Origin of the sequence: Streptomyces sp. NPDC014623 (assembly GCF_043088245.1) — a bacterium.
Taxonomy (GTDB): Bacteria; Actinomycetota; Actinomycetes; order Streptomycetales; family Streptomycetaceae; genus Streptomyces.
Map to the genome: position 1 here is coordinate 41,151 of NZ_JBIBZU010000009.1, position 25,555 is coordinate 66,705.

26 protein-coding genes are annotated in these 25,555 nt (G+C 67.7%); 13 read left to right on the top strand and 13 right to left on the bottom strand.

Translation table 11 applies throughout. The annotated features are described in order from the left end of the window. Positions 1-377: 377 nt before the first annotated feature. Together ACF1FZ_RS16385 and ACF1FZ_RS16390 are read left to right on the top strand one after the other, a co-directional pair. On the top strand, positions 378-3,071 hold the full coding sequence (locus ACF1FZ_RS16385; RefSeq protein WP_391774064.1) for a transglycosylase domain-containing protein: 2,694 nt from the start codon (positions 378-380) through the stop codon (positions 3,069-3,071). A 161-nt stretch (positions 3,072-3,232) separates the two neighbouring features. Beyond that, on the top strand, positions 3,233-4,747 hold the full coding sequence (locus tag ACF1FZ_RS16390; protein WP_391774065.1) for a glycosyltransferase family 87 protein: 1,515 nt from the start codon (positions 3,233-3,235) through the stop codon (positions 4,745-4,747). 12 nt (positions 4,748-4,759) lie between these two features. On the opposite strand, the gene ACF1FZ_RS16395 is transcribed toward ACF1FZ_RS16390, so the two are convergent. From ACF1FZ_RS16395 to ACF1FZ_RS16405, 3 genes are all read right to left on the bottom strand, one after another. Next, positions 4,760-5,791 (bottom strand): alanine racemase, encoded by a 1,032-nt coding sequence (locus ACF1FZ_RS16395; RefSeq protein ID WP_391774066.1) that lies wholly within the window; start codon positions 5,789-5,791, stop codon positions 4,760-4,762. Positions 5,792-5,871: 80 nt separating this feature from the next. Continuing rightward, complete coding sequence (locus tag ACF1FZ_RS16400; protein ID WP_391774067.1) at positions 5,872-6,990, bottom strand: lipid II:glycine glycyltransferase FemX; 1,119 nt, start codon at positions 6,988-6,990, stop codon at positions 5,872-5,874. 183 nt (positions 6,991-7,173) lie between these two features. Further along, positions 7,174-7,530, bottom strand: coding sequence for a hypothetical protein (locus ACF1FZ_RS16405; protein ID WP_391774068.1), 357 nt, complete (start codon positions 7,528-7,530; stop codon positions 7,174-7,176). Between the two features lie 286 nt (positions 7,531-7,816). On the opposite strand from ACF1FZ_RS16405, the gene rpsF reads away from it, so the two are divergent. From rpsF to rplI, 4 genes are all read left to right on the top strand, one after another. After that, positions 7,817-8,107 (top strand): 30S ribosomal protein S6, encoded by a 291-nt coding sequence (gene rpsF / locus ACF1FZ_RS16410; RefSeq protein WP_006604399.1) that lies wholly within the window; start codon positions 7,817-7,819, stop codon positions 8,105-8,107. 71 nt (positions 8,108-8,178) lie between these two features. Beyond that, complete coding sequence (locus ACF1FZ_RS16415) at positions 8,179-8,775, top strand: single-stranded DNA-binding protein (protein ID WP_391774069.1); 597 nt, start codon at positions 8,179-8,181, stop codon at positions 8,773-8,775. A 44-nt stretch (positions 8,776-8,819) separates the two neighbouring features. Beyond that, a complete protein-coding gene (gene rpsR, locus ACF1FZ_RS16420) occupies positions 8,820-9,056 on the top strand; it encodes a 30S ribosomal protein S18 (RefSeq protein ID WP_003967857.1) in 237 nt (78 codons plus the stop codon). Between the two features lie 18 nt (positions 9,057-9,074). After that, positions 9,075-9,521: a 50S ribosomal protein L9 gene (gene rplI, locus ACF1FZ_RS16425; protein ID WP_014155197.1), complete on the top strand. Its 447-nt coding sequence runs from the start codon at positions 9,075-9,077 to the stop codon at positions 9,519-9,521. Between the two features lie 108 nt (positions 9,522-9,629). On the opposite strand, the gene ACF1FZ_RS16430 is transcribed toward rplI, so the two are convergent. Then, positions 9,630-10,967: an MATE family efflux transporter gene (locus ACF1FZ_RS16430; RefSeq protein WP_391774070.1), complete on the bottom strand. Its 1,338-nt coding sequence runs from the start codon at positions 10,965-10,967 to the stop codon at positions 9,630-9,632. Positions 10,968-11,442: 475 nt separating this feature from the next. Between ACF1FZ_RS16430 and dnaB the strand changes: the two genes are divergently transcribed. Together dnaB and ACF1FZ_RS16440 are read left to right on the top strand one after the other, a co-directional pair. Then, entirely contained in the window at positions 11,443-12,900 is a 1,458-nt protein-coding gene (gene dnaB, locus ACF1FZ_RS16435) for a replicative DNA helicase (protein ID WP_391774248.1), read from the top strand. A gap of 54 nt (positions 12,901-12,954) precedes the next feature. Continuing rightward, on the top strand, positions 12,955-14,334 hold the full coding sequence (locus tag ACF1FZ_RS16440) for a serine hydrolase domain-containing protein (protein ID WP_391774071.1): 1,380 nt from the start codon (positions 12,955-12,957) through the stop codon (positions 14,332-14,334). 57 nt (positions 14,335-14,391) lie between these two features. Here ACF1FZ_RS16440 and ACF1FZ_RS16445 read toward each other — a convergent pair whose 3' ends face one another. Genes ACF1FZ_RS16445 through ACF1FZ_RS16455 form a run of 3 tightly spaced genes read right to left on the bottom strand, consistent with a single transcriptional unit; the run spans position 14,392 to position 16,543 of the window. Beyond that, positions 14,392-15,555 (bottom strand): winged helix DNA-binding domain-containing protein, encoded by a 1,164-nt coding sequence (locus tag ACF1FZ_RS16445; protein WP_391774072.1) that lies wholly within the window; start codon positions 15,553-15,555, stop codon positions 14,392-14,394. Positions 15,556-15,603: 48 nt separating this feature from the next. Next, positions 15,604-16,056, bottom strand: coding sequence for a GNAT family N-acetyltransferase (locus ACF1FZ_RS16450; protein WP_391774073.1), 453 nt, complete (start codon positions 16,054-16,056; stop codon positions 15,604-15,606). A gap of 28 nt (positions 16,057-16,084) precedes the next feature. Next, entirely contained in the window at positions 16,085-16,543 is a 459-nt protein-coding gene (locus ACF1FZ_RS16455; RefSeq protein ID WP_103760691.1) for a MarR family winged helix-turn-helix transcriptional regulator, read from the bottom strand. 140 nt (positions 16,544-16,683) lie between these two features. On the opposite strand from ACF1FZ_RS16455, the gene ACF1FZ_RS16460 reads away from it, so the two are divergent. Then, positions 16,684-17,928, top strand: coding sequence for an MFS transporter (locus ACF1FZ_RS16460; protein WP_391774074.1), 1,245 nt, complete (start codon positions 16,684-16,686; stop codon positions 17,926-17,928). Here ACF1FZ_RS16460 and ACF1FZ_RS16465 read toward each other — a convergent pair. The 5 genes from ACF1FZ_RS16465 to ACF1FZ_RS16485 all read right to left on the bottom strand — a co-directional run bounded on the left by ACF1FZ_RS16465 (position 17,920) and on the right by ACF1FZ_RS16485 (position 21,734). Then, the gene (locus tag ACF1FZ_RS16465) at positions 17,920-18,339 is read right to left on the bottom strand and encodes a DUF2269 domain-containing protein (protein WP_391774075.1); all 420 of its coding nucleotides are present in this window, start codon (positions 18,337-18,339) and stop codon (positions 17,920-17,922) included. The genes ACF1FZ_RS16460 and ACF1FZ_RS16465 overlap by 9 nt on opposite strands. A 121-nt stretch (positions 18,340-18,460) precedes the next feature. After that, complete coding sequence (locus ACF1FZ_RS16470) at positions 18,461-18,940, bottom strand: NUDIX domain-containing protein (RefSeq protein WP_391774076.1); 480 nt, start codon at positions 18,938-18,940, stop codon at positions 18,461-18,463. Positions 18,941-18,992: 52 nt separating this feature from the next. Continuing rightward, the gene (locus ACF1FZ_RS16475) at positions 18,993-19,889 is read right to left on the bottom strand and encodes a LysR family transcriptional regulator (protein ID WP_391774249.1); all 897 of its coding nucleotides are present in this window, start codon (positions 19,887-19,889) and stop codon (positions 18,993-18,995) included. Positions 19,890-20,167: 278 nt separating this feature from the next. Further along, positions 20,168-21,292, bottom strand: coding sequence for a cystathionine gamma-lyase (locus ACF1FZ_RS16480; protein WP_391774077.1), 1,125 nt, complete (start codon positions 21,290-21,292; stop codon positions 20,168-20,170). 64 nt (positions 21,293-21,356) lie between these two features. Continuing rightward, the gene (locus tag ACF1FZ_RS16485) at positions 21,357-21,734 is read right to left on the bottom strand and encodes a phage holin family protein (RefSeq protein ID WP_391774078.1); all 378 of its coding nucleotides are present in this window, start codon (positions 21,732-21,734) and stop codon (positions 21,357-21,359) included. A 78-nt stretch (positions 21,735-21,812) separates the two neighbouring features. On the opposite strand from ACF1FZ_RS16485, the gene ACF1FZ_RS16490 reads away from it, so the two are divergent. The 4 genes from ACF1FZ_RS16490 (at position 21,813) to ACF1FZ_RS16505 (ending at position 24,088) form a co-directional block, all read left to right on the top strand. Then, positions 21,813-22,130, top strand: coding sequence for a cupin domain-containing protein (locus ACF1FZ_RS16490; RefSeq protein ID WP_391774079.1), 318 nt, complete (start codon positions 21,813-21,815; stop codon positions 22,128-22,130). Between the two features lie 157 nt (positions 22,131-22,287). Then, positions 22,288-22,497, top strand: a complete 210-nt coding sequence (locus tag ACF1FZ_RS16495) for a DUF5326 family protein (RefSeq protein ID WP_325751418.1) — start codon at positions 22,288-22,290, stop codon at positions 22,495-22,497. A 284-nt stretch (positions 22,498-22,781) separates the two neighbouring features. Further along, positions 22,782-23,549 (top strand): IclR family transcriptional regulator, encoded by a 768-nt coding sequence (locus tag ACF1FZ_RS16500; RefSeq protein WP_391774080.1) that lies wholly within the window; start codon positions 22,782-22,784, stop codon positions 23,547-23,549. Positions 23,550-23,650: 101 nt separating this feature from the next. Then, entirely contained in the window at positions 23,651-24,088 is a 438-nt protein-coding gene (locus ACF1FZ_RS16505; RefSeq protein ID WP_145807947.1) for an SsgA family sporulation/cell division regulator, read from the top strand. A gap of 64 nt (positions 24,089-24,152) precedes the next feature. On the opposite strand, the gene ACF1FZ_RS16510 is transcribed toward ACF1FZ_RS16505, so the two are convergent. After that, the gene (locus ACF1FZ_RS16510) at positions 24,153-25,508 is read right to left on the bottom strand and encodes a YibE/F family protein (protein WP_391774081.1); all 1,356 of its coding nucleotides are present in this window, start codon (positions 25,506-25,508) and stop codon (positions 24,153-24,155) included. Between the last annotated feature and the right edge of the window lie 47 nt (positions 25,509-25,555).

Consider the following 25,555-nt stretch of genomic DNA (forward strand, 5'->3'; position numbering starts at 1 on the left):
CCGTTCCGCTTGGTACGTCCGCGGGCCGTCGGTCCCGCCTCACGCCGTGCTGATGTATCGACTCGATACATCAGCACGATAGATCGACTCGTGATGTTCGACAAGGGGGCGGTTCGTGAGCGGCGTCACATCCCCGATTCATAGGGAGTGACTTGCGTAATTTGGGGTGAAGTTCGGTCCCCGGAGGTTTTTGACCGTGCGTAGTCTGTGCGGCATGCAGACCACCGGGAACCGTGAGACGCCTTCGTGCGTCAGTAATCGCGGACTGCCGGATGTACTGCGGGTGGGCCTTCCGCAGGGCTTGTCCGTAATTCGGGGGGACCGGATCTCAACTGCCGCTTCCAGGCGCTCTCGCCTGCCCGAGGAGTAGTCGTTCGATGAGCGAGCACCGTCGCAAAGCGTCGCAACCGCAAGGTGGCGGGCGCGCAGCGGCCAGACGAGCCGCCCAACAGCCTGCTGGACGTCGCACCGATTCGTCACGCAGAGCTATGAATTCGTCACCTTCCGACGCGCACGGGGAAGAGCCGTCGTACGGTGGCCGTGCCGAGGCCCGTCGCGCGGCGCAGCGCGGCGGAGGCGGTGGCAGGCGCCGGGGAGGTGGCGACAGCAGCGGTCGGGTCCACGAGGGCTCCGGCAAGAAGCGCTTCATCGACTACCCGCGGGCCGGCCGGTACGGCTTCCGCCGCTGGGTGCCGTCGTGGCGGCTGGTTTCCGGTCTGTGCCTGGGTTTCCTGGGTCTCATGATGGGCGCGGCCGGCATCGCCTACGCGCTGGTGGTCCCGCCCGAGCCCAAGGACCTCGCCACCGCGCAGAACAACGTCTACTACTGGGCCGACGGCAGGCAGATGGTCGCCACGGGCGGTTCCGTCAACCGTCAGTCGCTCGACTACGCACAGATTCCCGAAGCGATGCGGAACGCCGTCATCTCGGCCGAGAACAAGTCGTTCGAGACCGACAGGGGCATCGACCCCGTAGGCATCGCCCGCGCCGTCTACAACATGGCGCGGGGAGGTGACACCCAGGGTGGTTCGACCATCACCCAGCAGTACGTCAAGAACTCCATGCTCACCCAGGACCAGACCCTGACCAGGAAGGTCAAGGAACTCTTCATCACGCTCAAGGTCGGTGAGACGGTGAGCAAGAAGAAGGTCATGGAGGGTTACCTCAACGTCTCCTACTACGGCCGGGGCGCATCGGGGCTTCAGGCGGCGGCACGTGCGTACTACAACAAGGACGCAGCGGAGCTGAACGAGAGTGAGTGCGCCTTCCTGGCGACGCTGCTCAAGGGCGCGAGCTACTACGACCCGGCGGGTGCCCCCGACGTCGACCCGGTGAGGGCCTCCGCCAAGGAGAACACCAAGCGGGCCAAGGCGCGCTGGAGCTGGATCCTCGACGAGCAGGTCAAGGACGGCCGGCTGAGCGCGGCGAAGCGCGCGACCTTCACCGACTTCCCCATGCCCGAGCCGCCGAAGAAGGACGCCAAGCTGGGCGGCCAGACCGGATACCTGGTCGACCTCGCCACGAAGTACTTCCTCGCCCACAACGAGGAGGGCGTCACCGAGAAGGAACTGGCGCGGGGCGGCTACGAGATCCACACGACCTTCGACGAGGACAAGGTCGACCAGCTCGAGGAGTCGGTCCAGAAGGTGTACGACGCCAAGATCGACCCCGAGAAGCGGCCCGACAAGGACACGCACGTCGAGTTCGGCGGCGCGTCGGTCGACACCAAGACGGGTGCCATTGTCGCCACGTACGGCGGCCAGGACGCGACGCAGCACTACACCAACAACGCCGACGCGACCGGCGCGCAGGTCGGTTCGACGTTCAAGCCGTTCGTGCTGGCAGCCGCCATGGAGGTGGGGAGGCGCAACCCCGAGCTCGGTCCCGAGCAGAGCGCGTCGGAGCGCACCCTCGTCTCGCCGAACAGCATCTACAACGGCGACAACAAGCTGAAGATCAAAAAGTACGACGGATCGGTCTGGCAGAACAAGGACGGCAAGGAGTGGCTCCAGACCAACGACGGGGACGAGTCCTACGGAGACATGACCCTCCGCCACGCCATGCAGGAGTCCGCCAACTCCCCGTTCGTCCAGCTCGGAATGGACATCGGCACCGACAAGGTGAAGGAAGCCGCCGTCGACGCGGGGCTGCGTGACGACGAGTACATGGCGGACTCGAGCGTCCCCTCGTTCTCCATCGGCACCTCCTCGCCGAGCGCCATCCGGATGGCGGGCTCGTACGTCACCTTCGCCACCAGCGGCAAGAAACGGGAGCCCTTCTCGGTCACCGAGGCGAAGCACAAGGGCAGGGTCATCTACCGGCACGAGACGAAGACGGAGACGGTGTTCCCGAGCAACGTCGCGGACAACGTCACCGACGTGCTGAAGAACGTCGTCGAGAACGGAACGGGTACGCCCGCCCGGCTGCCCGGACGTGACGCGGCCGGCAAGACGGGCACCACGGACGGCAACAAGTCGGCCTGGTTCGTCGGTTACACCCCGCAGCTGTCGACGGCTGTCAGCATGTTCCGGATGGACGACGACGAGACCCAGAAGAACCGCGAGTTCCTGGAGATGTACGGCACCGGTGGCGAGAAGTCGATCCACGGTGCCTCGTTCCCCGCGCAGATCTGGCAGGACTACATGACCGACGCGCTGGAGGGCACGAAGGCACTCAGGTTCCCGAAGCCGGAACCGATCGGGGAGACGGTCTTCGGCGGTGGCGCGGTCAGTCCCAGCCCGACTCCGAGCCCGACGCCTTCGCCCTCGGAGTCCAGCGAAGCGCCCGAGTCGCCCTCTCCCACTCCGTCGTCCCCGTCCCCCTCGCCGAGCGAGACGTGCAGGCCGCTCGACTGGGAGTGCAAGAACGACCAGAACGGCGGGACGACCGACGGCAACGACAACGGAGGGACCACGGACGGAACCACCGGCGGTGGAGCGGACGGGGGGACCACGGACGGCGGGACCACGGACGGCGGGACCACGGACGGCGGCACGACCGAAGGCACGACCGAAGGCGCGACCGAGGGTGAGGAGAACGGCCGCGGCGGGATCTTCGGTGGCGGCGGGTAACGCCGCACAGGACGGCGCGCGTGACGCCGCCGTCCTCCGGAAACCCCGCCAGGGGGCTGCCGGACACGGATGACGAGGGCCGTCGGAACCTGCCAGGTGCCGACGGCCCTTTCGTGTGTCCCGTACGCGGGCCGTCTCCGCGCACAGCGCCGTACGGCAGGATGTGCGGCATGCCAAGCGCAGAAGACACGAGCGTGCACCAGGAGCCGTCCGTCGTACCGCCCACGCGACAGGACGAGATCGCCGCGGCGGGCAGTGAGCTGATCGGCGGGCCCGCGGGCCGCTGGGCACGGTTCGGATCGGGGCCGCTCACACCGGTGCGCGTCATCGCGCTCGTGGCGATCGGGATGTTCGCGCTCGGCATGGTGCAGAAGATCCCCTGCTACGACTGGGCATGGTTCCGCGGCGCCAGTTCGCAGTACACGCACGCGTGCTACTCCGACATCCCGCACCTCTTCGTCGGGCGTGGGTTCGCGGACGGCCTCGTGCCCTATGCCGACCGGCTCGGCGGCGACATGGCGTACCTCGAGTACCCCGTCCTGACCGGCCTCTTCATGCAGGTCGCGTCCTGGCTGACGCTGACTCCCTCCTCGGACCCCGTGCAGCAGCGCGAGCAGATGTACTGGATGGTCAACGCGGGCATGCTGATGATCTGCGCCGTGATCATCGCGGTGTGTGCCGCCCGTACGCACCGGCGCCGCCCCTGGGACGCCCTCCTCGTCGCGCTCGCCCCGGCCTTCGCGCTCACCGCGACGATCAACTGGGATCTGCTCGCCGTCGCCCTGACAGCCGCTGCGATGCTCATGTGGTCCCGCGGCAGGCACCTCGCCTTCGGCATCCTCATCGGCCTGGCGACCGCCGCCAAGCTGTACCCCGTGCTGCTCCTCGGCCCGCTGCTGGTGCTGTGCTGGCGGGCCGGGAAGTGGCGGGAGTACGGGGTGGCGCTCCTCGGCGCGGCGGCGGCCTGGCTGGTGGTGAACCTGCCGGTGATGCTGTACGCCCCCGAAGGATGGAAGAAGTTCTACACGTTCAGCCAGGAACGGCCGGTCGACTACGGCTCGTTCTGGCTGGTCATCACCCAGCGCACCGGCCGGTCCGTCGACGTGAGCACGGTGAACACGGCCTCGGTGCTGTTGATGATCGTGCTGTGTGCGGGAATCGCGGGGCTGGCGCTCACCGCCCGGCACCGGCCGCGCTTCGCGCAACTGGCGTTCCTGGTGGTGGCCGCGTTCATCCTGACGAACAAGGTCTACTCACCGCAGTACGTGCTCTGGCTGATCCCGCTGGCCGCGCTGGCCAGGCCACGCTGGCGGGACTTCCTGGTCTGGCAGGCCTGCGAGGTCGCGTACTTCCTGGGGATCTGGTCGTACCTCGCGTACACGACGAGTGGCGACAAGCACCAAGGGCTGCCGCAGGAGGGCTATCAGATCGCGGTCGTCCTGCACCTGGCGGGCACGCTCTACTTCTGTGCCGTGATCGTCAGGGACATCCTGAGGCCGGACCGGGACCCTGTGCGGAGCGACGGGTCCGACGATCCTTCGGGCGGGGTGCTCGACGGGGCACCGGACCGGGTGGCACTCCTGCGGGCGCACCCGGATCCGGCCCGGCACGCGGCGCACACGGTCGAAGGACCGCGGGTGGAGTGGGGCACCGCGCGCGGGGCGGCCTCCGGCTGAGGGAGGCCGGGGCTACCGGTCCACGAGGCGGTCGAACTGGGTGGTGGTGTGCCGCAGGTGGGCCACCAGCTCGTCGCCGACCTTCGGCTCCTGGGCGTCCGAAGGCACGAAGAGGATCGACACCTGCATGTGGGGCGGCTCGGCGAACCAGCGCTGCTTGCCCGCCCAGACGAACGGTGACAGGTTGCGGTTGACCGTGGCCAGCCCGGCACGCGCGACTCCCTTCGCGCGAGGCATCACCCCGTGCAGGGCCTTCGGTGCTTCCAGGCCGACACCGTGGGAGGTCCCCCCGGCGACGACCACCAGCCACCCGTCGGACGCGGCCTTCTGCTGGCGGTAGCCGAAACGGTCCCCCTTGACGACCGGTGTGACGTCGAGCACCGCACCGCGGTACTCCGTCGCCTCGTGGTCGCCCAGCCACAGCCGCGTGCCGATGCGGGCGCGGAAGCGGGTCTGCGGGAACTGCTGCCGCAGCCGCGCGAGTTCCTCGGCCCTCAGGTGGCTGACGAACATGGTGTGCAGCGGCAGCCGGGCGGCGCGCAGACGGTCCATCCAGGTGATGACTTCCTCGACCGCGTCCGAACCGTCCGTGCGGTCGAGCGGCAGGTGCAGCGCGAAACCCTCGAGGCGCACGTCCTCGATGGCCGCGTGCAGCCGGCCGAGCTCCTCCTCCTTCACACCGTGGCGCTTCATCGAGCTCATGCACTCGATGACCACGCGTGCGCCCACCAGGGCGTGCACACCGTCCACGGAGGAGACGGAGCGGATGACGCGGTCGGGGAGCGGTACGGGCTCCTCACCCCGGCGGAAGGGCGTGAGCACCAGCAGGTCGCCGCTGAACCAGTCCTTGATGCGCGCGGCCTCGTACGTGGTCCCGACGGCCAGCGTGTCGGTACCGAAGCGGATCGCCTCGTCGGCCAGCCGCTCGTGGCCGAAGCCGTATCCGTTGCCCTTGCAGACCGGCACGAGACCGGGGAACTGGTCCAGGACGGACTTCTGGTGCGCCCGCCAGCGCGCGGTGTCGACGTAGAGGGAGAGCGCCATGGCCGGCCCGGAACCTTTCTGGTGGCTGCGGTGTAAGTGAGGGAGAGGAGAGGAGCTGATGGACGGTGGTCGGGATGCGGTCAGCGGCGCGACATGTACATATCGAGCGCCTTGTGCAGCAGCTTGTTGAGGGGGAAGTCCCATTCACCGACGTACTCGACGGCTTCACCGCCGGTGCCCACCTTGAACTGGATCAGGCCGAAGAGGTGGTCGGTCTCGTCCAGCGAGTCGCTGATACCGCGCAGGTCGTAGACGGTCGCGCCCATCGCATACGAGTCGCGGAGCATCCGCCACTGCATGGCGTTGGAGGGACGGACCTCACGCCCGATGTTGTCCGAGGCGCCGTAGGAGTACCAGACGTGTCCGCCGACGACGAGCATCGTGGCGGCCGACAGGTTCACGCCGTTGTGGCGGGCGAAGTACAGCCGCATGCGGTTGGGGTCCTCGGAGTTGAGCACCGACCACATGCGCTGGAAGTACGAGAGCGGGCGCGGCCGGAAGTGGTCGCGCACGGCAGTGATCTCGTACAGACGCTGCCATTCCGCGAGATCCTCGTAGCCGCCCTGGACCACCTCGACACCGGCCTTGTCGGCCTTCTTGATGTTGCGCCGCCAGAGCTGGTTGAAGCCCTTCAGCACGTCCTCGAGGGAGCGGTTGGCCAGCGGTACCTGGAAGACGTAGCGGGGCTGTACGTCACCGAAGCCGGCGCCGCCGTCCTCGCCCTGCTGCCAGCCCATCTTCCGCAGGCGGTCGGAGACCTCGAAGGCACGCGGCTCGATGTGGCTGGCCTCGACGTCACGAAGCCGCTTCACATCGGGGTCCTGGATCCCCGACTTGATGGCGGCCGAGTTCCAGCGGCGGATGACGACGGGAGGGCCCATCTTCACCGAGAAGGCGCCCTGCTGCTTCAGGTGGGCGAGCATCGGCTGGAGCCACTCGTCCAGATTCGGGGCGTACCAGTTGATGACCGGTCCCTCGGGGAGGTAGGCCAGATAGCGCTTGATCTTGGGCAGCTGGCGGTAAAGCACCAGGCCGGCGCCGACCATCTCACCGTTCTTGTCGAACCATCCCAGGTTCTCCGAGCGCCATTCGGTTTTCACATCAGCCCACGCCGGGACCTGGCAGTGACTGGCCGAGGGCAGGCTCTGGATGTACGCCAGATGCTGTTCTCGGCTGATGGTCCTCAGGGTCAGGCTCATGCGGGGCGCTCCTCGGCAGGTGTGTCCCCATCGGTCAGGGGCTCCGGCTCTCGCGCCGAAGCCTACTGTGACCGAGGGGTGCCCGGTCTGGCCCGTCTGGACCGGACCGGGCGCCACCCGCACAGGACCGCTCGGCCGTGCACCGTTCGGGACGGCCGGCCGCGTCGGCCAGGGCTCTGCCGGTCAGGTGACGACGCCGCCGAAAAGGCCGCCGTGCGCCATGCCGAGGAAGAAGCCGAGGGCGGACGCGCCGAGCCCCATGATCAGACCGAACCGCTGCCAGGTGGTCCTGGAGATGTACTGCCCGTAAGCACCGGTCAGGATGCCGAGCAACCCGGCCCACGAGCTGATCAGGTGCAGGCCGTGGAACATCGCCGTCACGAACGCGAGGACACCGAGGACTCCGGTCACCGCCATCAGCGCTTCCTGGAGCGGGTGGGGTCTGCCGTCCGTGGCGAAGAGGGACCCGGTGGCCGGACGGGCATCGGCCGCAGGACGGTGAGCGGGCCGACGACCGACAGGCCGGACTGTCTGTGCCATGGAGCACCTCCTGGCGAGAAGGACGGCGCAATGTAGCGCCTCTCACACCGCATCTGTCTTGATTGTGCGCCCTGAACACCGGATTTCAACCGGAAGCCGGTCTGCGGGTAGTCTGTACGGTCTGCACCGGTGTCTGCCCTGAGTCAGCACTGCGGCTCCCCTCGACTCTCGAAGACGGGCGTTGTCAGTGGCGGCTGTTTTACTCGGGGACACTGTTGCTCACGCATCACGACCCTCCTGCCACGGAACGACCGTGGCCGCTGAGTCCAAAGGAGGTGGGTTCCACATGCGTCACTACGAAGTGATGGTCATCCTCGACCCCGATCTCGAGGAGCGAGCAGTCTCCCCGTTGATCGAGAACTTCCTCTCCGTCGTCCGTGAGGGCAACGGAAAGGTTGAGAAGGTCGACACCTGGGGCCGTCGTCGTCTCTCTTACGAGATCAAGAAGAAGCCTGAGGGCATCTACTCGGTCATCGACCTGCAGGCCGAGCCTGCGGTCGTCAAGGAGCTCGACCGACAGATGAACCTGAACGAGTCGGTCCTCCGGACCAAGGTCCTCCGTCCCGAGACCCACTGAGCATCTAGCTCAGCGGTCATCGGGTTCGAGTAGCAAGCAGCCAGAAGCAATCCCCGCCGAGAGGTTCACCCATGGCAGGCGAGACCGTCATCACGGTCGTCGGCAATCTCGTCGACGACCCCGAGCTGCGCTTCACCCCGTCCGGTGCGGCGGTCGCGAAGTTCCGTGTCGCGTCCACTCCCCGCATCTTCGACCGGCAGACCAATGAGTGGAAGGACGGCGAAGGCCTGTTCCTCACCTGCTCGGTCTGGCGTCAGGCGGCGGAGAACGTCGCGGAGTCGCTCCAGCGAGGCATGCGCGTTGTCGTGCAGGGCCGGCTGAAGCAGCGGTCGTACGAGGACCGTGAGGGCGTCAAGCGCACGGTCTACGAGCTGGATGTCGAGGAAGTCGGCCCCAGCTTGAAGAACGCCACGGCCAAGGTCACCAAGACCACGGGTCGCGGTGGCCAGGGCGGTGGCCAGCAGGGCGGCGGCAACTGGGGCGGCGGTCCCGGTGGCGGTGGCCAGCAGGGCGGTGGCGGTACTCCCGCCGACGACCCGTGGGCCACCAATGCCCCGGCCGGCGGCCAGCAGGGGGGCCAGCAGGGGGGCCAGCAGGGCGGCGGGGGTGGCTGGGGCGGAAGCTCCGGCGGTTCCGGCGGCGGCTACTCGGACGAGCCTCCCTTCTAAGGGCCGGCTCGTACCCAACTTCTTGATCACACAGGAGAAACACCATGGCGAAGCCGCCTGTGCGCAAGCCTAAGAAGAAGGTCTGCGCGTTCTGCAAGGACAAGACCCAGTACGTGGACTACAAGGACACGAACATGCTGCGGAAGTTCATTTCCGACCGCGGCAAGATCCGTGCCCGCCGCGTCACCGGCAACTGCACGCAGCACCAGCGTGACGTCGCCACGGCAGTCAAGAACAGCCGTGAGATGGCGCTGCTGCCCTACACGTCCACCGCGCGATAAGGGAAGGGTGACCGAATCATGAAGATCATCCTCACCCACGAGGTCACTGGCCTCGGTGCCGCCGGCGACGTCGTGGACGTCAAGGACGGGTACGCCCGCAACTACCTGGTTCCGCGTGGCTTTGCCATTCGCTGGACCAAGGGCGGCGAAAAGGACGTGGCGCAGATCCGCCGCGCCCGCAAGATCCACGAGATCGCGACGATCGAGCAGGCCAACGAGATCAAGGCCAAGCTCGAGGCCGTGAAGGTCCGTCTGGCTGTTCGCTCCGGCGACGCCGGTCGCCTCTTCGGTTCCGTCACCCCGGCTGACATCGCTTCGGCGATCAAGTCTGCCGGCGGTCCGGACGTCGACAAGCGCCGCGTCGAGCTCGGCTCGCCGATCAAGACGCTCGGTGGGCACCAGGTGTCTGTCCGCCTGCACCCCGAGGTTGCCGCGAAGCTCGGTATCGAGGTCGTTGCTGCCTAAGGGCACAGCTCGGCAGAGCTGAATTGAAGGGCCGCACCTCCGGGTGCGGCCCTTCTTCGTTTCCCGCGGAACCTGGCAGGACGATTGCACCGGGTCAGGCGCTGGGTTTCAGCGTGTGGCGCCGGTCACGATCCATCGGCCGGACCGCATGCGCAGCCACAGCGTCACCAATCGAATGGTCATCATCAGCGTCATCGCGGCCCAGAGGGCAGTGAGACCGCCTCCGAAGCTGGGGACGAGGAGAGCGACCGGGGCGAAGACGGTCAGGGTGACCACCATGGCCCAGGCGAGGTAACGGCCGTCTCCTGCCCCCATCAGTACTCCGTCGAGGACGAAGACCACACCGGAGACCGGCTGGGAGAGCGCTACGACCAGTAGCGCCGGGAGCAACGTGTCCTGGACGGAGGTGTCGGCCGTGAACAGCGGGACGAAAAGTGGTCTGGCGAGCACGATGATCACTCCGAGAACCACCCCGGACACGATGCCCCACTGGACCATCCGGCGGCACGCCTCACGGGCACCCTGGGGATCATCGGCCCCCAGGTAACGGCCGATGATGGCCTGTCCGGCGATGGCGATCGCGTCGAGCGCGAAGGCCGTGAGACTCCAGAGCGACAGGATGATCTGATGTGCGGCGATATCCGTATCGCCGAGCCGTGCGGCGACAGCGGTGGCGATCATCAGGACCGCGCGCAGCGAAAGGGTACGGACCAGCAGGGGCACCCCCGCCTGGGCGCTGGCCCGGATACCTGAGGCGTCGGGACGCAGTGACGCTCCGTGCCGGCGGGCCCCGCGGACCACGACGATCAGGTAGGCCAGCGCCATACCCATCTGGGCGATCACGGTCCCCCAGGCGGAGCCTGCGATCCCGAGTCCGGCACCGTAGACAAGTCCGACGTTGAGAACGCCGTTGGCCGCGAAGCCGCCGATGGCGACGTAGAGCGGCGTCCGGGTGTCCTGCAGTCCGCGCAGCACTCCCGTTGCTGCGAGCACTACGAGCATCGCGGGGATGCCGAGGCTGGAGATCCGCAGATATGTAGTGGCGTACGGGCTCGCGGTGTCGGACGTGCCGAAGATACCGATCAGCCACGGAGCAAGGGGGAGCGTGACGGCGACGACAGCGGCACCGATCAGCAGCGCGAGCCAGATGCCGTCCATTCCCTGGCGGATGGCGGACGCCAGATCGCCCGCACCGACCTGGCGGGCGACCGCGGCTGTGGTGGCGTAGGCGAGAAAGACGAAGACGCTCACCGCCGTCGTCAGAAGGGCCGCTGCGACGGCCAGGCCCGCAAGCTGCGGGGTGCCCAGGTGGCCGACGATGGCACTGTCGACCATGACGAAGAGCGGCTCGGCGACAAGTGCGCCGAAGGCCGGAACGGCAAGGGCGATGATCTCGCGGTCGTGCCGGCGGCGGGAGGGCGGCTGGGCTGCGGGCGCCTGGGTCATGAAGACCAATCTAATCTTCCACAGGTAAGAGATGCAAAGCGATAGCAGCACTTACTTTCTTCGGGTTCGCGGATCCGGCGGGAAGCCGCTTGCCGTGATCTTGAGCCGCAGGTGAAAGTTTTTCTCTCCCACAGCCGGTGGATGGAGAAGTAGCAGGTCAGAGGCTTCTTCGATAGGCGGATATGAGTTTGTCCACAGCGCTGTCCCCCGGTCCGTGCACAGGATCGGATGGGTTCTCCACAGCATCTGGTTCGTCGTCCACATGGCCTGTGGATAACCGGATTGGCTGACGGTGCGGAGCGGCCTACCGTGGTGCGGCGCCCGCACTCCGTTTTGGCTCGGAAGTCCGCAGAACTTGACGCGCCGGAACCGGAGTCGGGCGTCTTGTTTGTCGGTGCCGTGCCGTAAGAAGAGTGGCATGGCTAGGTCCGCGAAGCGGACGGGAGGAGGTGGCCCGGTGAGCATTCCCGAGCCTTTGGACGATCCCTGGGCCGACGTCGGTCCCAGCGACCGTCTGCCCGTCTCCCGTCAGCGCCGCGGAGAAGGCAAGGGGCGCGACGAGCAGCACGAGCGGGGGCGGGAGAGCAGCTGGGAAGGCGGATCGTCCGGCTTCGAGCGGGTGCCTCCGCAGGATCTCGACGCCGAGCAGTCCGTTCTCGGAGGCATGCTGCTGTCCAAGGACGCCATCGCGGACGTCGTGGAGATCATCAAGGGGCATGACTTCTACCGCCCGGCCCACGAGACCGTCTATACGGCGATCCTCGACCTCTACGCCAAGGGCGAGCCGGCCGACCCGATCACGGTGGCGGCCGAGCTGGTCAAGCGCGGCGAGATCACCAAGGTCGGCGGAGCCCCGTATCTCCACACGCTGGTCCAGTCCGTGCCTACGGCGGCCAACGCTTCGTACTACGCGGAGATCGTCCACGAGCGGGCGGTGCTCAGGCGTCTCGTGGAGGCCGGCACGAAGATCACCCAGATGGGATACGCGGCAGACGGTGACGTGGACGAGATCGTCAATTCGGCGCAGGCCGAGATCTACGCCGTCACGGAGCAGCGCACGAGCGAGGACTACCTGCCGCTCGGCGACATCATGGAGGGTGCTCTCGACGAGATCGAGGCCATCGGTTCCCGCAGCGGTGAGATGACCGGTGTACCGACCGGGTTCACGGACCTCGACGCCCTCACCAACGGGTTGCATCCCGGTCAGATGATCGTCATTGCGGCCCGGCCCGCCATGGGTAAGTCCACTCTCGCCCTGGACTTCGCCCGAGCCTGCTCGATCAAGAGCAATCTGCCGAGTGTGATCTTCTCCCTGGAAATGGGGCGCAACGAGATCGCGATGCGCCTGCTGTCGGCCGAAGCCCGGGTGGCCCTCCATCACATGCGTTCCGGCACCATGACCGACGAGGACTGGACACGGCTCGCCCGCCGGATGCCGGATGTGTCGGCCGCCCCGCTCTACATCGACGATTCGCCGAACCTCTCGATGATGGAGATCCGTGCGAAGTGCCGTCGTCTCAAACAACGCAACGACCTCAAGCTCGTGGTCATCGACTACCTGCAGCTGATGCAGTCCGGCGGAGCCAAAAGGGCGGAGAGCCGTCAGCAGGAGGTCTCGGACATGTCCCGGAACCTGAAGCTCCTCGCCAAGGAGCTGGAGCTTCCCGTCATCGCCCTGTCCCAGTTGAACCGTGGGCCCGAGCAGCGCACGGACAAGAAGCCCATGGTCTCCGACCTGCGTGAGTCCGGTTCCATCGAGCAGGACGCGGACATGGTGATCCTGCTGCATCGCGAGGACGCTTACGAGAAGGAGTCACCGCGCGCCGGCGAAGCGGACCTGATCGTGGCGAAGCACCGTAACGGCCCGACTGCGACGATCACCGTGGCGTTCCAGGGCCACTACTCCCGCTTCGTGGACATGGCCCAGACCTGACGCGGGTGGACCACCTCCCGTTTCCGCTGCCCCCTGCACACGTCATCCTTGGGCATGACCTCTTCCGAAGTTCTGCTCCCCGCTACCCGGCGCGCCCTGCTGCACCGCATCGCCACCGCCCAGTCCGAAGGCCGGGCCCCCTCCCTCGTCGCTGCGGTCCAGCGGGAGGGCCGTGTCGCCTGGAGCGGTGCACGCAGCTGTGTGGACGGTCATGAACCGGATGGTGATACACAGTTCAGGATCGGATCCCTCACCAAGACGTTCACCGCCGTGCTGGTGATGCGCCTGCGCGACGAGGGGCGGCTGGATCTGGATGATCCTCTGGAGAAGTACCTGCCGGGCACGGACGTCGGGCAGGTGACCGTATTCCAGCTGCTGGGCCACAGCGGAGGCCTGGGGGCCGAGACGCCCGCCCCCTGGTGGGAGAGGACACCCGGGAACTCGCGTCCGAAGCTGGCGGATGTGCTCGGTGAGAGGCCGTTGACCCAGGCCTCCGGCCATGGGCACCACTACTCGAACCCCGGTTACACGCTGCTCGGTTCGCTCGTCGAGAGGCTGCGCGGTGATTCCTGGGCCGAGGTGCTGCACCGCGAGATCCTGGAGCCTCTGGGGATGGACCGTACGACTCCGCAGGCGCGCGCGCCTCACGCGGGCGGCTGGGCCGTCCATCCCTGGGCCGACGTCATGCTGCCCGAGCCGGCTGAAGACCTCGGACTGATGGCACCGGCCGGCCAGCTCTGGTCGACCACCACCGATCTTCTCCGTTTCGCGGCCTTCCTGGCGCAGGGAGACGAACGGGTACTGAGCACGGCCTCCGTCGCGGAGATGCGCGCTCCCGCGGCTCCGCCCGAGGCGGGCGACTGGGCCGGCACCTACGGCCTCGGCCTCCAGGCCGTACGGCGGGGGAAACGCACCCTCCTCGGTCACTCGGGTTCGCTTCCCGGCTTCCTGGCCACGCTGTTGTTCAGTGTCGAGGACGACGTGGCAGCCGTGGTGCTCTCGAACGCCACCTCCGGCCCGCTGACCGGTACGGTCGCAGCGGACCTCGTGCAGATCGTCGCAGACGCAGAACCGAGGATTCCGGAGCCATGGCGCCCGCTTCCTGAGGTCGACCAGGATCTGCTGGCTTTGACCGGACCCTGGTACTGGGGAACGCAGGTCCACGCTGTGAAGCTGCTCGCGGACGGGGGGCTCGAGTTCCAGCCGTTGCGGGGCGCCGGTCGCGCGGCGCGGTTCCGGCGTCGCCCTGATGGGTCTTGGACGGGCCTCAACGGTTATTACGCGGGGGAGACGCTCCGGATCGTGCGTGCCGAAGACGGCACGGTCGATCATCTCGATCTGGGGTCGTTCGTCTTCACCCGGGAGCCGTACGACCGGAACGCGGCCATCCCCGGCGGCGTGGACGCCGGTGGCTGGCGAGGGCTCGCCCCCTGAAGAGGGGGCGGGGTTTCACGTGAAACCCCGCCCCCCGGGCCCCTCGGGCCGACCGGATCAGGCCGCCAGCTCACGTTCCAGAGGCGTACGGAAACGAGGGGTGATCCGGGTGCCGCCCACCCATGCCGACAACCTGGCCGCCTCTGCCTCGATGAGCTGTGAGGCCTCCCCGCCCACGTCGGAAAGGAGCCGCCACACCAGCTCGCCGTCTGCCCGCTGGGCCCAGCCGCCGACGATGCCGCCGTTCCACCACACTGTGGGCCCGATGTTGCCGGCGCGGTCGAAAAGGGCGGCACGGTGGCCTGTGGGCAAATGGAAACCACGGTCGGCCCAGCCCATGGCGCTCGGATCGAGACCGGGCAGCAGGGCCGCCCAGGGTTCCGGGGAAGGTTCGGCGAGGAGATCCCCGGGGGCGACCCAGCCGACGGCCCCGCTGTCGAGCAGGACCTCCTCCGCGCCGACGGCTACCAGAGCCGCACGCGTCTCACGGATCCCCCAGCCGGTCCACCACTTCAGGTCTTCTTCGGTTGCGGGGCCGTAGGAGTGCAGCCAGCGCCGGGCCACTTCCGTCCGGGCTTCGGCGGGATCCGAAGCGGGCCAGGGTTCGGAGGCCGTCCAGCGGAACTGGCTGGAGGTCCACGAACCGCGTGGCCGGTCCCGCCGGATGCGTCCGTCGGCCGCCAGTACCCGGATCACGCGAGAGGCGATTCCCTGCACCGCCTCCTGCCTCGTCCCCGGAAAGACCGTGATCTTCGTGCGCAGGGCGGGTAGTTCAGCCGAAAGTTCGTTCCCCGTGGCACGGTCACGGGCGGACAGAACGGCGAGCGTCTGCTGCTCGGTCTCGGCGAGCCACCGCTCGTCCAGGCCCTTGCCGTCCTCCCGCAGATGTTTGAGGAGTCCTTGTCGTTCCTTGGCCGCCACGGCCCGGGCGTTCGAGGCGTCGACGACAGGCGCGACGTCCATGGACATGGCGAACAACGTGTTGCGCATGGAGAGCAGCCGCACCAGAGAGACGTCCTCATAGAGTGCCTGCTCCACCGCTTGGACCCCGGGGGCGGCCAGCCGTGCGCAGACGGAGAGGTGGACCGTTGCGGGGTCGGTCGCGTGCAGGGCGACGAGGGCGTCGGCCACGGCGACGGCGGAGGTGGTCCGCGAGGAGGGGAGCAGCAGATGTCGTCGGCCGAGTCGGGCCCTGCGCTGTTCGTCGTCGAAGCGGTACACGTGATGTCTCCCGGGGCGCGGAGCTGCCTGGAACCGCACGGTTCAGGTTCAGAGGGTGAGCTTGAAACCCACATGGCTTGCGGCGAAGCCGAGACGCTCGTAGAAGCGATGGGCGTCCGTGCGGGTGGAGTCCGAGGTCAACTGCACCAACTGGCAGCCCTGACGTCTTGATTCGTCGACCGCCCACTGGATCAGCTGGGTGCCGAGGCCGCTGCCGCGCTCGTCCGCGTGGACGCGGACACCCTCGATGACGGAACGGGTCGCACCACGGCGGGACAACCCGGGAACGATGGTGAGCTGGAGGGTCCCCACAGCGCGGCCCTCGCGCACGGCCACGACCAGATGCTGATTCGGATCGTCGGCAAGCCGCCGGAACGCGAGGTGGTACGGGGCGAGGTCGTCCGGAGATTCACGCTGCGCCCCCAGCGGGTCGTCGGCGAGCATGGCCACGATTGCGGGGAGGTCGACGAGGGCTGCGGGACGTATGTCGAGATCGCTCATGATCGGCAGACTACGCATCCCCACCGGTTCAGGCGGGGACCTTCAGTGCCTCGACCGTCCGGACCAGGGGGGCGAGTTCCGGGTTTTCGGCAGCCTCGTCCAGAGCGGCGCGGAGCGCGGTGTCGTTGGTCGGCCTGGCCTCGCTCAGCAACGTGAGGCCTGCTTCTGTGACGTCGGTGTAGATGCCCCGCCGGTCCGTGTCGCACAGATACCGGGTGAGCAGCCCACGGTCCTCGAGCCGGGTGACCAGCCGGGTGGTGGCGCTCTGGCTCAGCACCACGGCGTCCGCGACCTGCTTCATCTGCAGATGCCCGCCCGTGCCGCTGTGCTGGCGACTCAGGACGTCGAGCAGGGAGAACTCACGTGCGCTGAGGCTGTGGCGGGACTGCAGGGCCCGTTCGATACGGGCCTCGATCTTCCCGTGGAGCAGTGAGAGGGCGCACCAGCTCTGTGCGAGGGACGTCAGTGCGGGATCTGTCGCTGTCATGTGTCTCTCCTCCGTACGGGAGCTGCTTGTTCTCCAGGATAGGACACACGCGCAATAGCCCGCGCTTGCAATTAATGGGCGTCTGCAATTATTGTGAGCGCCCGTAAGGCGCAGATGCAATCTTCGGAAAGGCGGATCCCATGCCGCTCGCGCTCCTCGCCCTGGCCATCGGGGCATTCGGTATCGGCACCACCGAGTTCGTGATCGTGGGATTGCTTCCCGATGTCGCGGCGGACTTTCGGGTCTCGATCCCGGCCGCAGGTTTCCTGGTGACGGGTTATGCCCTGGGCGTGGTTCTCGGCGCTCCGCTGATGACCGTCCTGGGGACCCGCGTGACCAGAAAACGGATGCTCATGGTCCTGATGGGGCTGTTCATCGTGGGGAACGTGGTCTCCGCTCTCGCCCCCGTCTTCGGCGTGATGCTCGCCGGGCGGGTGATCGCCTCACTCGCCCACGGAGCCTTCTTCGGCATCGGATCGGTCGTAGCCGCTGATCTGGTCGCGCCGGAGAAGAAAGCCGGAGCCATCGCCATGATGTTCACCGGGCTCACCGTCGCCAACGTCGTCGGAGTCCCGTTGGGGACCTACGTCGGTCAGGACTTCGGCTGGCGCGTGACGTTCTTCGTCGTCGCGGGACTCGGCGTCCTCGGGCTCCTCGGCGTGGCAGGGCTCGTGCCCGAGCAGTCGAAGCCCCAGTCGGTGCGGATCCGCCACGAGCTGGCAGCATTCCGCAATGTGCAGGTGCTGCTCGCCATGGCGATGACGGTCCTGGGCTTCGGTGGCGTTTTCGCTGCGATCACCTACATCACCCCGATGATGACGGAGACCACAGGCTTCGCGACGTCATCGGTCACCTGGCTGCTGGTCCTCTTCGGGCTCGGCATGGTCGGCGGAAATCTTCTCGGTGGCAAGTTCGCAGACCGCCACCTGATGCCGATGCTGTACGTGTCTCTCGGTGCGCTCGCCGTGGTCCTGGCCCTGTTCACACTGACCGCGCACAACAAGGTCGCTGCCGCGGTGACCATCGTCCTCATCGGAGCCCTTGGTTTCGCGACCGTGCCGCCGCTCCAGAAACGCGTCCTCGACCAGGCGGCCGGCGCTCCCACCCTGGCCTCGGCCGTCAACATCGGGGCCTTCAACCTCGGGAACGCGCTCTCGGCGTGGCTCGGCGGACTCGTCATCGCAGCCGGGTCCGGATACACCGCGCCCAACTGGGTCGGCGCCGTACTCGCCGCCTCGGCGCTCCTGCTGGCGGTGCTCTCCGGCTCTCTCGAACGCAAGGCGGTCACCGGTGGGAGTGCGGTTGCCGCACACTCTCTCGAACCCGCCGCAGACGCAGTCCCCGGCGAGTCGGTCCCCACGGCTTCAGCGCCGGTATCACGGTGATGAAAAGATACGTGGCTGTGCCACCGAGGGTGTGGGGGCCAGGTCGATGCCGGCCACTCCCCGGGCCGCGGCCTCGTTGATGCCCTGACGGGGCGAGGAGGCGGACGGCCCCGCAGTGCTAAGGATCAGCCAGAACTTCATCCAGACCCAGCGATGCCTGGCCGGATCCCATGGAGTGCCGGGCGTCAGCAGCGGACCGCTGAGAAGGGACAACAACGCGACCGGTACGACGAGCCGGTCCCCGAAGACCTTCATGGCACGGGTGGCGGCCTGAGCCATCGCGGTGTCATGGGTGAGGAACACGGCGAGTCCGAGAACCGGCAGCCCCACGGTGAGGTCCGGCCAGCTCGCAGACACCGTTACGCGGGCGGCGAGGAAGCTTCGGCGTACAGGACGCTTGAGTGGTTTCACGTGAAACACGGTGCCGAGCTCGGCCCCCGGGGTCGTCTGACAGCGGGAGTCTCCACGGCTGCTGTCCTCGCGTACGCGGTGTGCCCGGCCTGACCCGTCGAAATTCACCGGGCGCTGGGCATCAGCCCAGGTCGGGCGCGTGCATCGCACGTACGCCCTCGATGTTGGCGTCCAGATAGTGCCGCAGCGACAGGGGCACGAGGTGTACGGTCGCGATACCGACGCGGCTGAAGGGCACCCGGACGATTTCGTATTCCCCGCAGGGGTCGTCGATTTCGGGTCCATGCCGACGCGACAGGTCCATCGAAACCAGTCGGCAGACGAAGAAGTGCTGCACCTTCACGCCTTTGACGCCGCCGCCGACGATGTGTTCGACAGTGTCGACGAAGCAGGGCACGACATCGACGATCTTGGCGCCCAGCTCTTCGTCGACCTCCCGGTGCAGTGCGTCGACGACGGTTGCGTCCTCCGGCTCGACGCCCCCTCCCGGCGTGAGCCAGTACGGGTCGACTCCGGGTTTCGTGCGCTTGATCAGGATGAGGTCATCGACGTCGAGCAGGACGGCGCGTGCTGTGCGCTTGACCACGGGACGTTCGGTCATGGCAAGAGAGTGGCCCGGGGAGCCCCGTCTGAAACTCTTATCGGCCCACCGGTCACCAGTCCGCGGCAGCACGCACCAGCCACTCGTGCGCCCGCGCGATGTGGGGGAGACCGAGTGTGCCGGTCCTGGCGATGAGGAAGTACGTGCGCAGCGGTGGTACCGGAGGGTCGAGCAGTGCCACGAGTTCGCCTCGCTCCAGCGCGCTCTCGCAGAGATAGCGTGGGAGCACTGCGAGCCCGGCGCCCGCTGCCGTGCACTTCAGAACCGCACGGAGATCCGGCGCGATCACTGCGGCGGAAGCGGCCGGGCGGCGGTCGAAGACCGTCGCCCAGTAGCGGGAGACCAGGGGAAGACTCTCATGCACCTCGACCACCGGCAGCTGCTCCAGCAGCACGGAACCCTCGTGCCGCAGCGCCCCGGGCCCCAGCCGCCCGGCCCAGCGCGGCGCGGCGACCAGGACGTGTTCCTCGTCGCAGAGGGGGGTCGATGTCAGCAGTCCCCCGCGTGGGCGGACAGTGGCGATCGCCAGGTCATGATGTCCGGCGGCCAGTCCGTCCAGCGTGTCCTCGGCGTTCGAGACGAAGGTGCTGCGCAGCGCGAGCCCCTGGGAGATCAGCGGGGTGAGGGCGGGCAAGGCTCGCGCGGAGGTGAATTCGGGGGGCCCTGCCAGGTGCAGTGTCCTCACTCCCGGGCCCTCGTCGAGCCCTACCTCGACGATGTCGACCAGTGCGTCCAGGTGAGGGGCGGCCCGGTGGGCGAGTTCGTCGCCGACGGTGGTCGGGGTCACCCCCCGGGCCCTGCGCAGGAAGAGCGGGCGGCCCAGCTGCCGCTCCAGAGTGCGTATCTGTGACGTCACGGCCGGCTGGGAGAGGCCTAGCAGGGCGGCGGCCCGGGTGAAGGATCCGGCCCGGTGCACCGTGACGAACGTGCGCAGCAGGGCCAGGTCCATGGTCCGCACTCCCCCCACCTTCGCGACGCTGCGCAGGCCCGCACCGTCGGTTCACGACCGTCCCAGCCATAAATATGTCGATAGGCCTCTGTCGCTACTGTGATTGGACACTGACGCAGAGTCAACTAGCCTTGTCCAGACGGTTCACGGCGCAGGAACCGGGGCGGTCCGAGTCGCGAGGGGGGAGACTCGGACCGCTCGTCCCGAGCAGGTCCGGTCCGGTGGGCGGGGACGCCCGTCCCGGACCGGACCTGCCAGGACCGTGGAAGTGGGAGCATTCAGCGCACGGACTCGTCCAGGGCCCGCGCCACGTCCGCCAGCAGGTCCTCGGGGTCCTCGGCGCCGACCGAGAAGCGGATGAAGCCCTCCGGCACCGCGTCACCACCCCAGCGCGCCCGGCGCTCGGCGGTGGAACGAAGACCGCCGAAGCTCGTCGCGTCATCGACCAGGCGCAGCCCGGCAAGGAAGCGCTCCGCGGTGCTCTCGTCCGCCAGCACGAACGAGACCACGGAACCGAAGCGCCGCATCTGCCGGACCGCGGTCGGGTGCGAAGCATCCCCGGGCAGTCCCGGGTACCGCAGCCCCGTCACGTCCGTGCGCTCGGCCAAGGCCTCGGCGAGCGCGAGCGCGGTCGTGCACTGGCGGTCGACCCGCAGCTGCAGTGTGGCCAACGAGCGGTGGGCGAGCCAGGCCTCCATGGGGCCGGGAATGGCACCGACCACCTTGCGCCAGCGCCGCACGCCGGCCGAGAGCTGCGGGTCGAGGCAGCTCACATGGCCGAGCAGGATGTCCCCGTGCCCCGTCATGCCCTTGGTGTCGCTGGCAACCGAGAAGTCCGCCCCCAGCTCGAGGGGCCGCTGGCCGAGGGGGGTGGCAAGGGTGTTGTCGACCGCGACCAGAACTCCCGCGGCGTGCGCCGCCTCGACGAGCCGGCGCACGTCGCAGACGTCGAGCCCGGGGTTGGAGGGAGTCTCGATCCAGAGCAGCTTCGCTCCGTCGAGGAGCTCCAGCTGGGCGTCGCCGCCGGTGGGCGCGGTTCGCACCTCGACGCCGTACGCCTCCAGTTGCTCCCGTACCAGGGGGAGCGCCTGATAGCCGTCGTCGGGCAGGACCACGGCGTCACCGGTGCGTGCCTGGGACAGCAGCACTGCCGAGACGGCGGCCATCCCGGAGGCGAACACCGTGGTCTCCACCTGCTCCCCCGGCGCCTCGAGCTCCCCGATGGCACGCTCCAGGTGGGTCCAGGTCGGGTTCGTCTCCCGGCCGTAGGTATAGGGGCCGACGGGCTCACCGGACAGATGGAAGTGTGCGGCGAAGACCGGACCGGGAAGTGTGGGCTCGTACTGCTCCGGTTCCGGCAGACCCGCCCGTACGGCTCGTGTTCCGTCGCCTGTGGTGCTCATGCTCGTTCCTCGTCTCTCCCCGGTGCTCACCGGTCCGCTCCGCACTGTGTCATCAGGGAGCGGTTCAGTCCTCGTCGGGAAGCACCACATTGAGTGCCCAGGACACGACCGAGATGATCAGACCGCCCAGGACAGCGGTCCAGAAGCCGTCGACGTGGAAACTCACGTCGATGAGTCCGGCCAGCCACGAGGTCAGCATCAGCATCAGGGCGTTGACCACAAGCGTGATCAGCCCGAGCGTGAGGACGAACAGAGGCAGGGTGAGCAGTTTCACCACCGGCTTGACGACGAAGTTCACCACGCCGAACAGCAAGGCCACCACGATCAGTGTGAGTACCTTGCGCCCGGTGCTGTCACCGGTCAGCGTGATGTCCTGGAGCAGCCAGATGGCCACGGCCAGCGCACCCGCGTTGGCGATCGTCTTGACTACGAAATTCTTCATGTGTCTGATCGTGGCAGACACATGACCGGTGGCGGACACCGGCGGACGGACAGCACGGGTACGAGGGGCGGACGGACGATGAAGGCATTCAGACTGGACGAGCTGGAGGCGGAGCGTGCTGCCAACGACGGTGCTTACCTGCAGTTCATCCGGGAACGCAACATGTCCGTCGGCCTGTACGCCCTGGACGCCGGCGCGCTCGACCCTCAGCAGCCGCACAAGCAGGACGAGGTGTACTTCGTCGTCAGCGGCCGCGCCTCGATCACGGTCGGTATGGAGACCACACAGGTGGGACGGGGAAGCGTCGTGTACGTACCGGCGGGAACCGCCCACAAGTTCCACCACATCACCGAGGACCTCCGGGTGATGGTGGTCTTCTCGCCGCCGGAGAGCTGAGCGGACCCGCAGGAACCTTCCGCTGTCGAGCTCCTGTGCCCGGGGTTCCCTAGGGGATCACTCAGGGGACTTCAAGGGCTTCCGGGCACCCGCCGGACACCCCCGCGCCTCTAGCATCGAGGCAGGAACTCACAGAGACGAGGTAACGGAGATGGCGGTGCGGGAGATTTTCGCGGGGATGCCCTGGTGGGTGAAGTGGGTCGCGGTTCCTCTCGTCGCGATCGTCGTGTTCGGGGGCCTGATCGCCAGCGTGGTCGGGTTCGTCATCGGGCTGCTGTTCAAGGTTCTGGTATTCGTCGTCCTCGTGGGCGGGCTGATCTTCGTCGTGCGGAAGTTCATGTCCTCGTCCGAGCGCAGCGACTGGTAGGGCAGCGGACGGACGCCCGGTTGTGCGGAATGCGGGGGCCGCGCGCCGGGCCGGGGCTCGTGGATTAGCCCAGCTGGGCTAAGTCCAGGACGAAACCCCACTCGTGACTGTACGTGCCGATACAGTGACGTACCGCTGCCGCCGGCTGGGAAAGACGGGTCGTCGCCATTCTGCCCAGTGGTTTGTGCGACCGCCCGGTCTTTGGACCCCAGGCTCGCGGCGGGCCCGTGGGGGTGGCCCCCTCGGGAGGGCTGACAGCCCGTCACCATGCCTGGGGGTGACCTGTGACCACGGCATCGAGTACCGCAGTCCCGACGTTGATCGGTTCGGTTCAGCGGGCGTTGAGACTTATGGAGGCTGTGGGGACCCATCGGGACGGGGCGCCGGCGAAACAGCTCGCCAGGGAGGCCGGGCTCCCCCTCCCCACCGCCTATCACCTGCTGCGCACCCTGACTCACGAGGGATACCTGCGCAGGGAGAACGGCGTCTTCCTGTTCGGGGCGGCTGCCGAGCGGCTGGGCGGAGGCCCCGCGACTCCGCGTCCCGGAGTGATCGTCGAGTCGCTTGCCCACTGGGCGGACGTCATCGGCGCGCCTGTGTACTGCGCCCTGTACAAGGAGGGCGAGATCGAGATGGTCGCCGTGGCCGAGACTCCCGCCGTTCCCGCGGTGCGCGAGTGGGCCTCGTTCCGTGAGACCGGCCACGCCCATGCCCTGGGGCAGTGCCTCCTCGGGCAACTCGACGAGCGGGCGCGTGAGGAGCATCTGGACCGGCACCCCGTCCGTCCCCTGACGCGTTACTCCGTAAGGGATCGTCAGGCGTTCCTGCGCCGGCTGAGATCGATGAAACGTACGGAACCCGTCATTGAACGGCAGGAGTACGCGATGGGGACGGTCTGCGCGGCTATCCCGATCACCGTCGGTTCCGCCGTTGCGGCCATGGCTGTTTCTCTCCCCCTGCACCAAGAAGAACGGTTGCTCCCCGCGATCGAACAACTACGCTGCGAAGTGACCACCCTCTTGCGCTCGTTCGTGTTCTCTATCAGTATCTGAAAAATCACTCCTTGTGATCTGCTATCGCGTGCACCACGATGGCGTCAATAGGGCCACGGGGGATCATTCCTGGCCAGATTCATCTACTGCGGGGTTGGACGATGCGCGAGTCGGTTCAAGCAGAGGTCATGATGAGCTTCCTCGTCTCCGAGGAGCTTTCCTTCCGTATTCCGGTGGAGCTCCGGTATGAGGTCAGCGATCCGTATGCGATCCGGATGACCTTCCACCTGCCAGGTGACGCCCCCGTCACCTGGGCATTCGGCCGTGAGCTGCTGCTCGACGGCCTCAACAGCCCCAGTGGTGACGGCGATGTGCACATCGCCCCGACCGAACCCGAAGGGCTGTCGGACGTACACATCCGCCTTCAGGTCGGCGCGGACCGTGCGCTCTTCAGAGCCGGTACTGCGCCTCTTGTGGCTTTTCTCGACCGGACGGACAAGCTGGTGCCATTGGGGCAGGAGCACACGCTGGGTGACTTCGACGGCAATCTGGAAGAAGCGCTGGGCCGCATCCTCGCCAAGGAACAGAACGCCGGCTGAACGGGACGCTCCGGCTGAAACACCGCACGCCCGCGGCCCATGCCCATGCGTGCGGTGTCGCGGTTCACGCCTTGCGGCGTCGACCCTTTCCGGTCCGTGCGGGTGCCGGAGCTCCGGCTTCCGCGCCGAGCCCCGTGCGGTCCGCGGAGACCACCAGAGCCGCGAGCACCGTCGTCACCGGTACCGAGGCGACCAGCCCGATCGATCCGATCAGTGTACGAACGATCTCCTCCGCGACCAGCTCGCTGTTGGCCACCGTGCCCACACCGCTCTGCGCGATGGAGAAGAGCAGCAGCAGAGGAAGCGCCGCACCCGCGTACGCGAGCACGAGCGTATTGACGACCGAGGCGATGTGGTCGCGCCCGATCCGGATGCCTGCCCGGTAGAGCCGGCGCACACCCATGGTCGGGTCGGCCTGATGGAGCTCCCAGACCGCCGACGTCTGGGTCACGGTCACGTCGTCGAGCACGCCGAGAGATCCGATGATCACACCGGCCAGCAGCAGGCCGCTCATGTCGATACCCGGATACAGCCCGTGGATGAGGCCGGTGTTGTCATCCGTGTTGCCGGACAGGCTGGCCCAGCCGATGAAGAGTGAGCCGAGCAACCCGATCAACAGCAGGGAGATGAGGGTGCCGACGACGGCGACGGAGGTACGGGCCGTCAGCCCGTGGCAGGTGTAGAGGGCGATCAGCATGATGGCGCTGGCCCCGATCACCGCGACGACCAGAGGGTTCGAGCCCTGCAGGATCGCGGGCAGGATGAACAGGGTCAGCACGGCGAAGGAGACGGCGAGAGCGATCAGTGCCATCAGTCCACGCAGTCTGCCCACCACGACCACCACGAGGGCGAAGATCCCGGCGAGCAGCGCCATCGGGAACGAGCGGTCCACATCGGTCACCGAGTACTGCAGGTCCCGGGGCGCGTCGGGGGCGTACGCGACGACCACCCCCTGGCCCTGGCGCAGTTGCCGCGGCGCATCGGGCTGGACGACCTCGACGAACGTACGGCCCTTGTCCTTACCGGTCGTCACCTCGACCGTGGCCTTCTTGCACTGGCCTGTCCGCTCGTTGACCGCCTCCCGTCCCGAGGGCGTGGAGGTGTCTCCGGTCGGCGGTACCTGCGAGGCGTTGACGTCCGCGCAGTCGACCGGCACGACTTTCGTCACCCGCCCGTCCTGGGTCTGCCGGTCGAAACCGACACCTGTGCGCTCATGGGCGGGGGCACCGCCGGGCCAGAGCGCCACGAGGCCGACCAGGACCGCTGTGGCGAAGGGGATCACCACGGCCGCGATGACCTTGCGCAGATGTTTGGACACGGGCGCGGCAGGACCGTGGCTGTGGGAGTGGCCGTGTGCGTGACCCTGCGTGTTGTCTGATGCGGGGTCATGGGGTTCAGGGGCGCTTCCGGAGGACGTCACACGGCGATCATCCCAAGAAGTGGGGTGGCCCTCTGGCCAGCACGCCC

Bases quoted from the DNA above. Each gene is read 5' to 3' on its own strand.
- ACF1FZ_RS16455 (WP_103760691.1), bottom strand. From the start codon at position 16,543: ATGACAGCGACAGATCCCGCACTGACGTCCCTCGCACAGAGCTGGTGC.
- ACF1FZ_RS16490 (WP_391774079.1), top strand. From the start codon at position 21,813: ATGAAGGCATTCAGACTGGACGAGCTGGAGGCGGAGCGTGCTGCCAAC.
- ACF1FZ_RS16400 (WP_391774067.1), bottom strand. From the start codon at position 6,990: ATGAGCCTGACCCTGAGGACCATCAGCCGAGAACAGCATCTGGCGTAC.
- ACF1FZ_RS16405 (WP_391774068.1), bottom strand. From the start codon at position 7,530: ATGGCACAGACAGTCCGGCCTGTCGGTCGTCGGCCCGCTCACCGTCCT.
- ACF1FZ_RS16460 (WP_391774074.1), top strand. From the start codon at position 16,684: ATGCCGCTCGCGCTCCTCGCCCTGGCCATCGGGGCATTCGGTATCGGC.
- ACF1FZ_RS16450 (WP_391774073.1), bottom strand. From the start codon at position 16,056: ATGAGCGATCTCGACATACGTCCCGCAGCCCTCGTCGACCTCCCCGCA.
- ACF1FZ_RS16440 (WP_391774071.1), top strand. From the start codon at position 12,955: ATGACCTCTTCCGAAGTTCTGCTCCCCGCTACCCGGCGCGCCCTGCTG.
- rplI (WP_014155197.1), top strand. From the start codon at position 9,075: ATGAAGATCATCCTCACCCACGAGGTCACTGGCCTCGGTGCCGCCGGC.
- ACF1FZ_RS16430 (WP_391774070.1), bottom strand. From the start codon at position 10,967: ATGACCCAGGCGCCCGCAGCCCAGCCGCCCTCCCGCCGCCGGCACGAC.
- ACF1FZ_RS16485 (WP_391774078.1), bottom strand. From the start codon at position 21,734: ATGAAGAATTTCGTAGTCAAGACGATCGCCAACGCGGGTGCGCTGGCC.
- ACF1FZ_RS16475 (WP_391774249.1), bottom strand. From the start codon at position 19,889: ATGGACCTGGCCCTGCTGCGCACGTTCGTCACGGTGCACCGGGCCGGA.
- rpsF (WP_006604399.1), top strand. From the start codon at position 7,817: ATGCGTCACTACGAAGTGATGGTCATCCTCGACCCCGATCTCGAGGAG.
- ACF1FZ_RS16505 (WP_145807947.1), top strand. From the start codon at position 23,651: ATGCGCGAGTCGGTTCAAGCAGAGGTCATGATGAGCTTCCTCGTCTCC.
- ACF1FZ_RS16470 (WP_391774076.1), bottom strand. From the start codon at position 18,940: ATGACCGAACGTCCCGTGGTCAAGCGCACAGCACGCGCCGTCCTGCTC.
- ACF1FZ_RS16385 (WP_391774064.1), top strand. From the start codon at position 378: ATGAGCGAGCACCGTCGCAAAGCGTCGCAACCGCAAGGTGGCGGGCGC.
- ACF1FZ_RS16395 (WP_391774066.1), bottom strand. From the start codon at position 5,791: ATGGCGCTCTCCCTCTACGTCGACACCGCGCGCTGGCGGGCGCACCAG.
- ACF1FZ_RS16480 (WP_391774077.1), bottom strand. From the start codon at position 21,292: ATGAGCACCACAGGCGACGGAACACGAGCCGTACGGGCGGGTCTGCCG.
- ACF1FZ_RS16390 (WP_391774065.1), top strand. From the start codon at position 3,233: ATGTGCGGCATGCCAAGCGCAGAAGACACGAGCGTGCACCAGGAGCCG.
- ACF1FZ_RS16415 (WP_391774069.1), top strand. From the start codon at position 8,179: ATGGCAGGCGAGACCGTCATCACGGTCGTCGGCAATCTCGTCGACGAC.
- rpsR (WP_003967857.1), top strand. From the start codon at position 8,820: ATGGCGAAGCCGCCTGTGCGCAAGCCTAAGAAGAAGGTCTGCGCGTTC.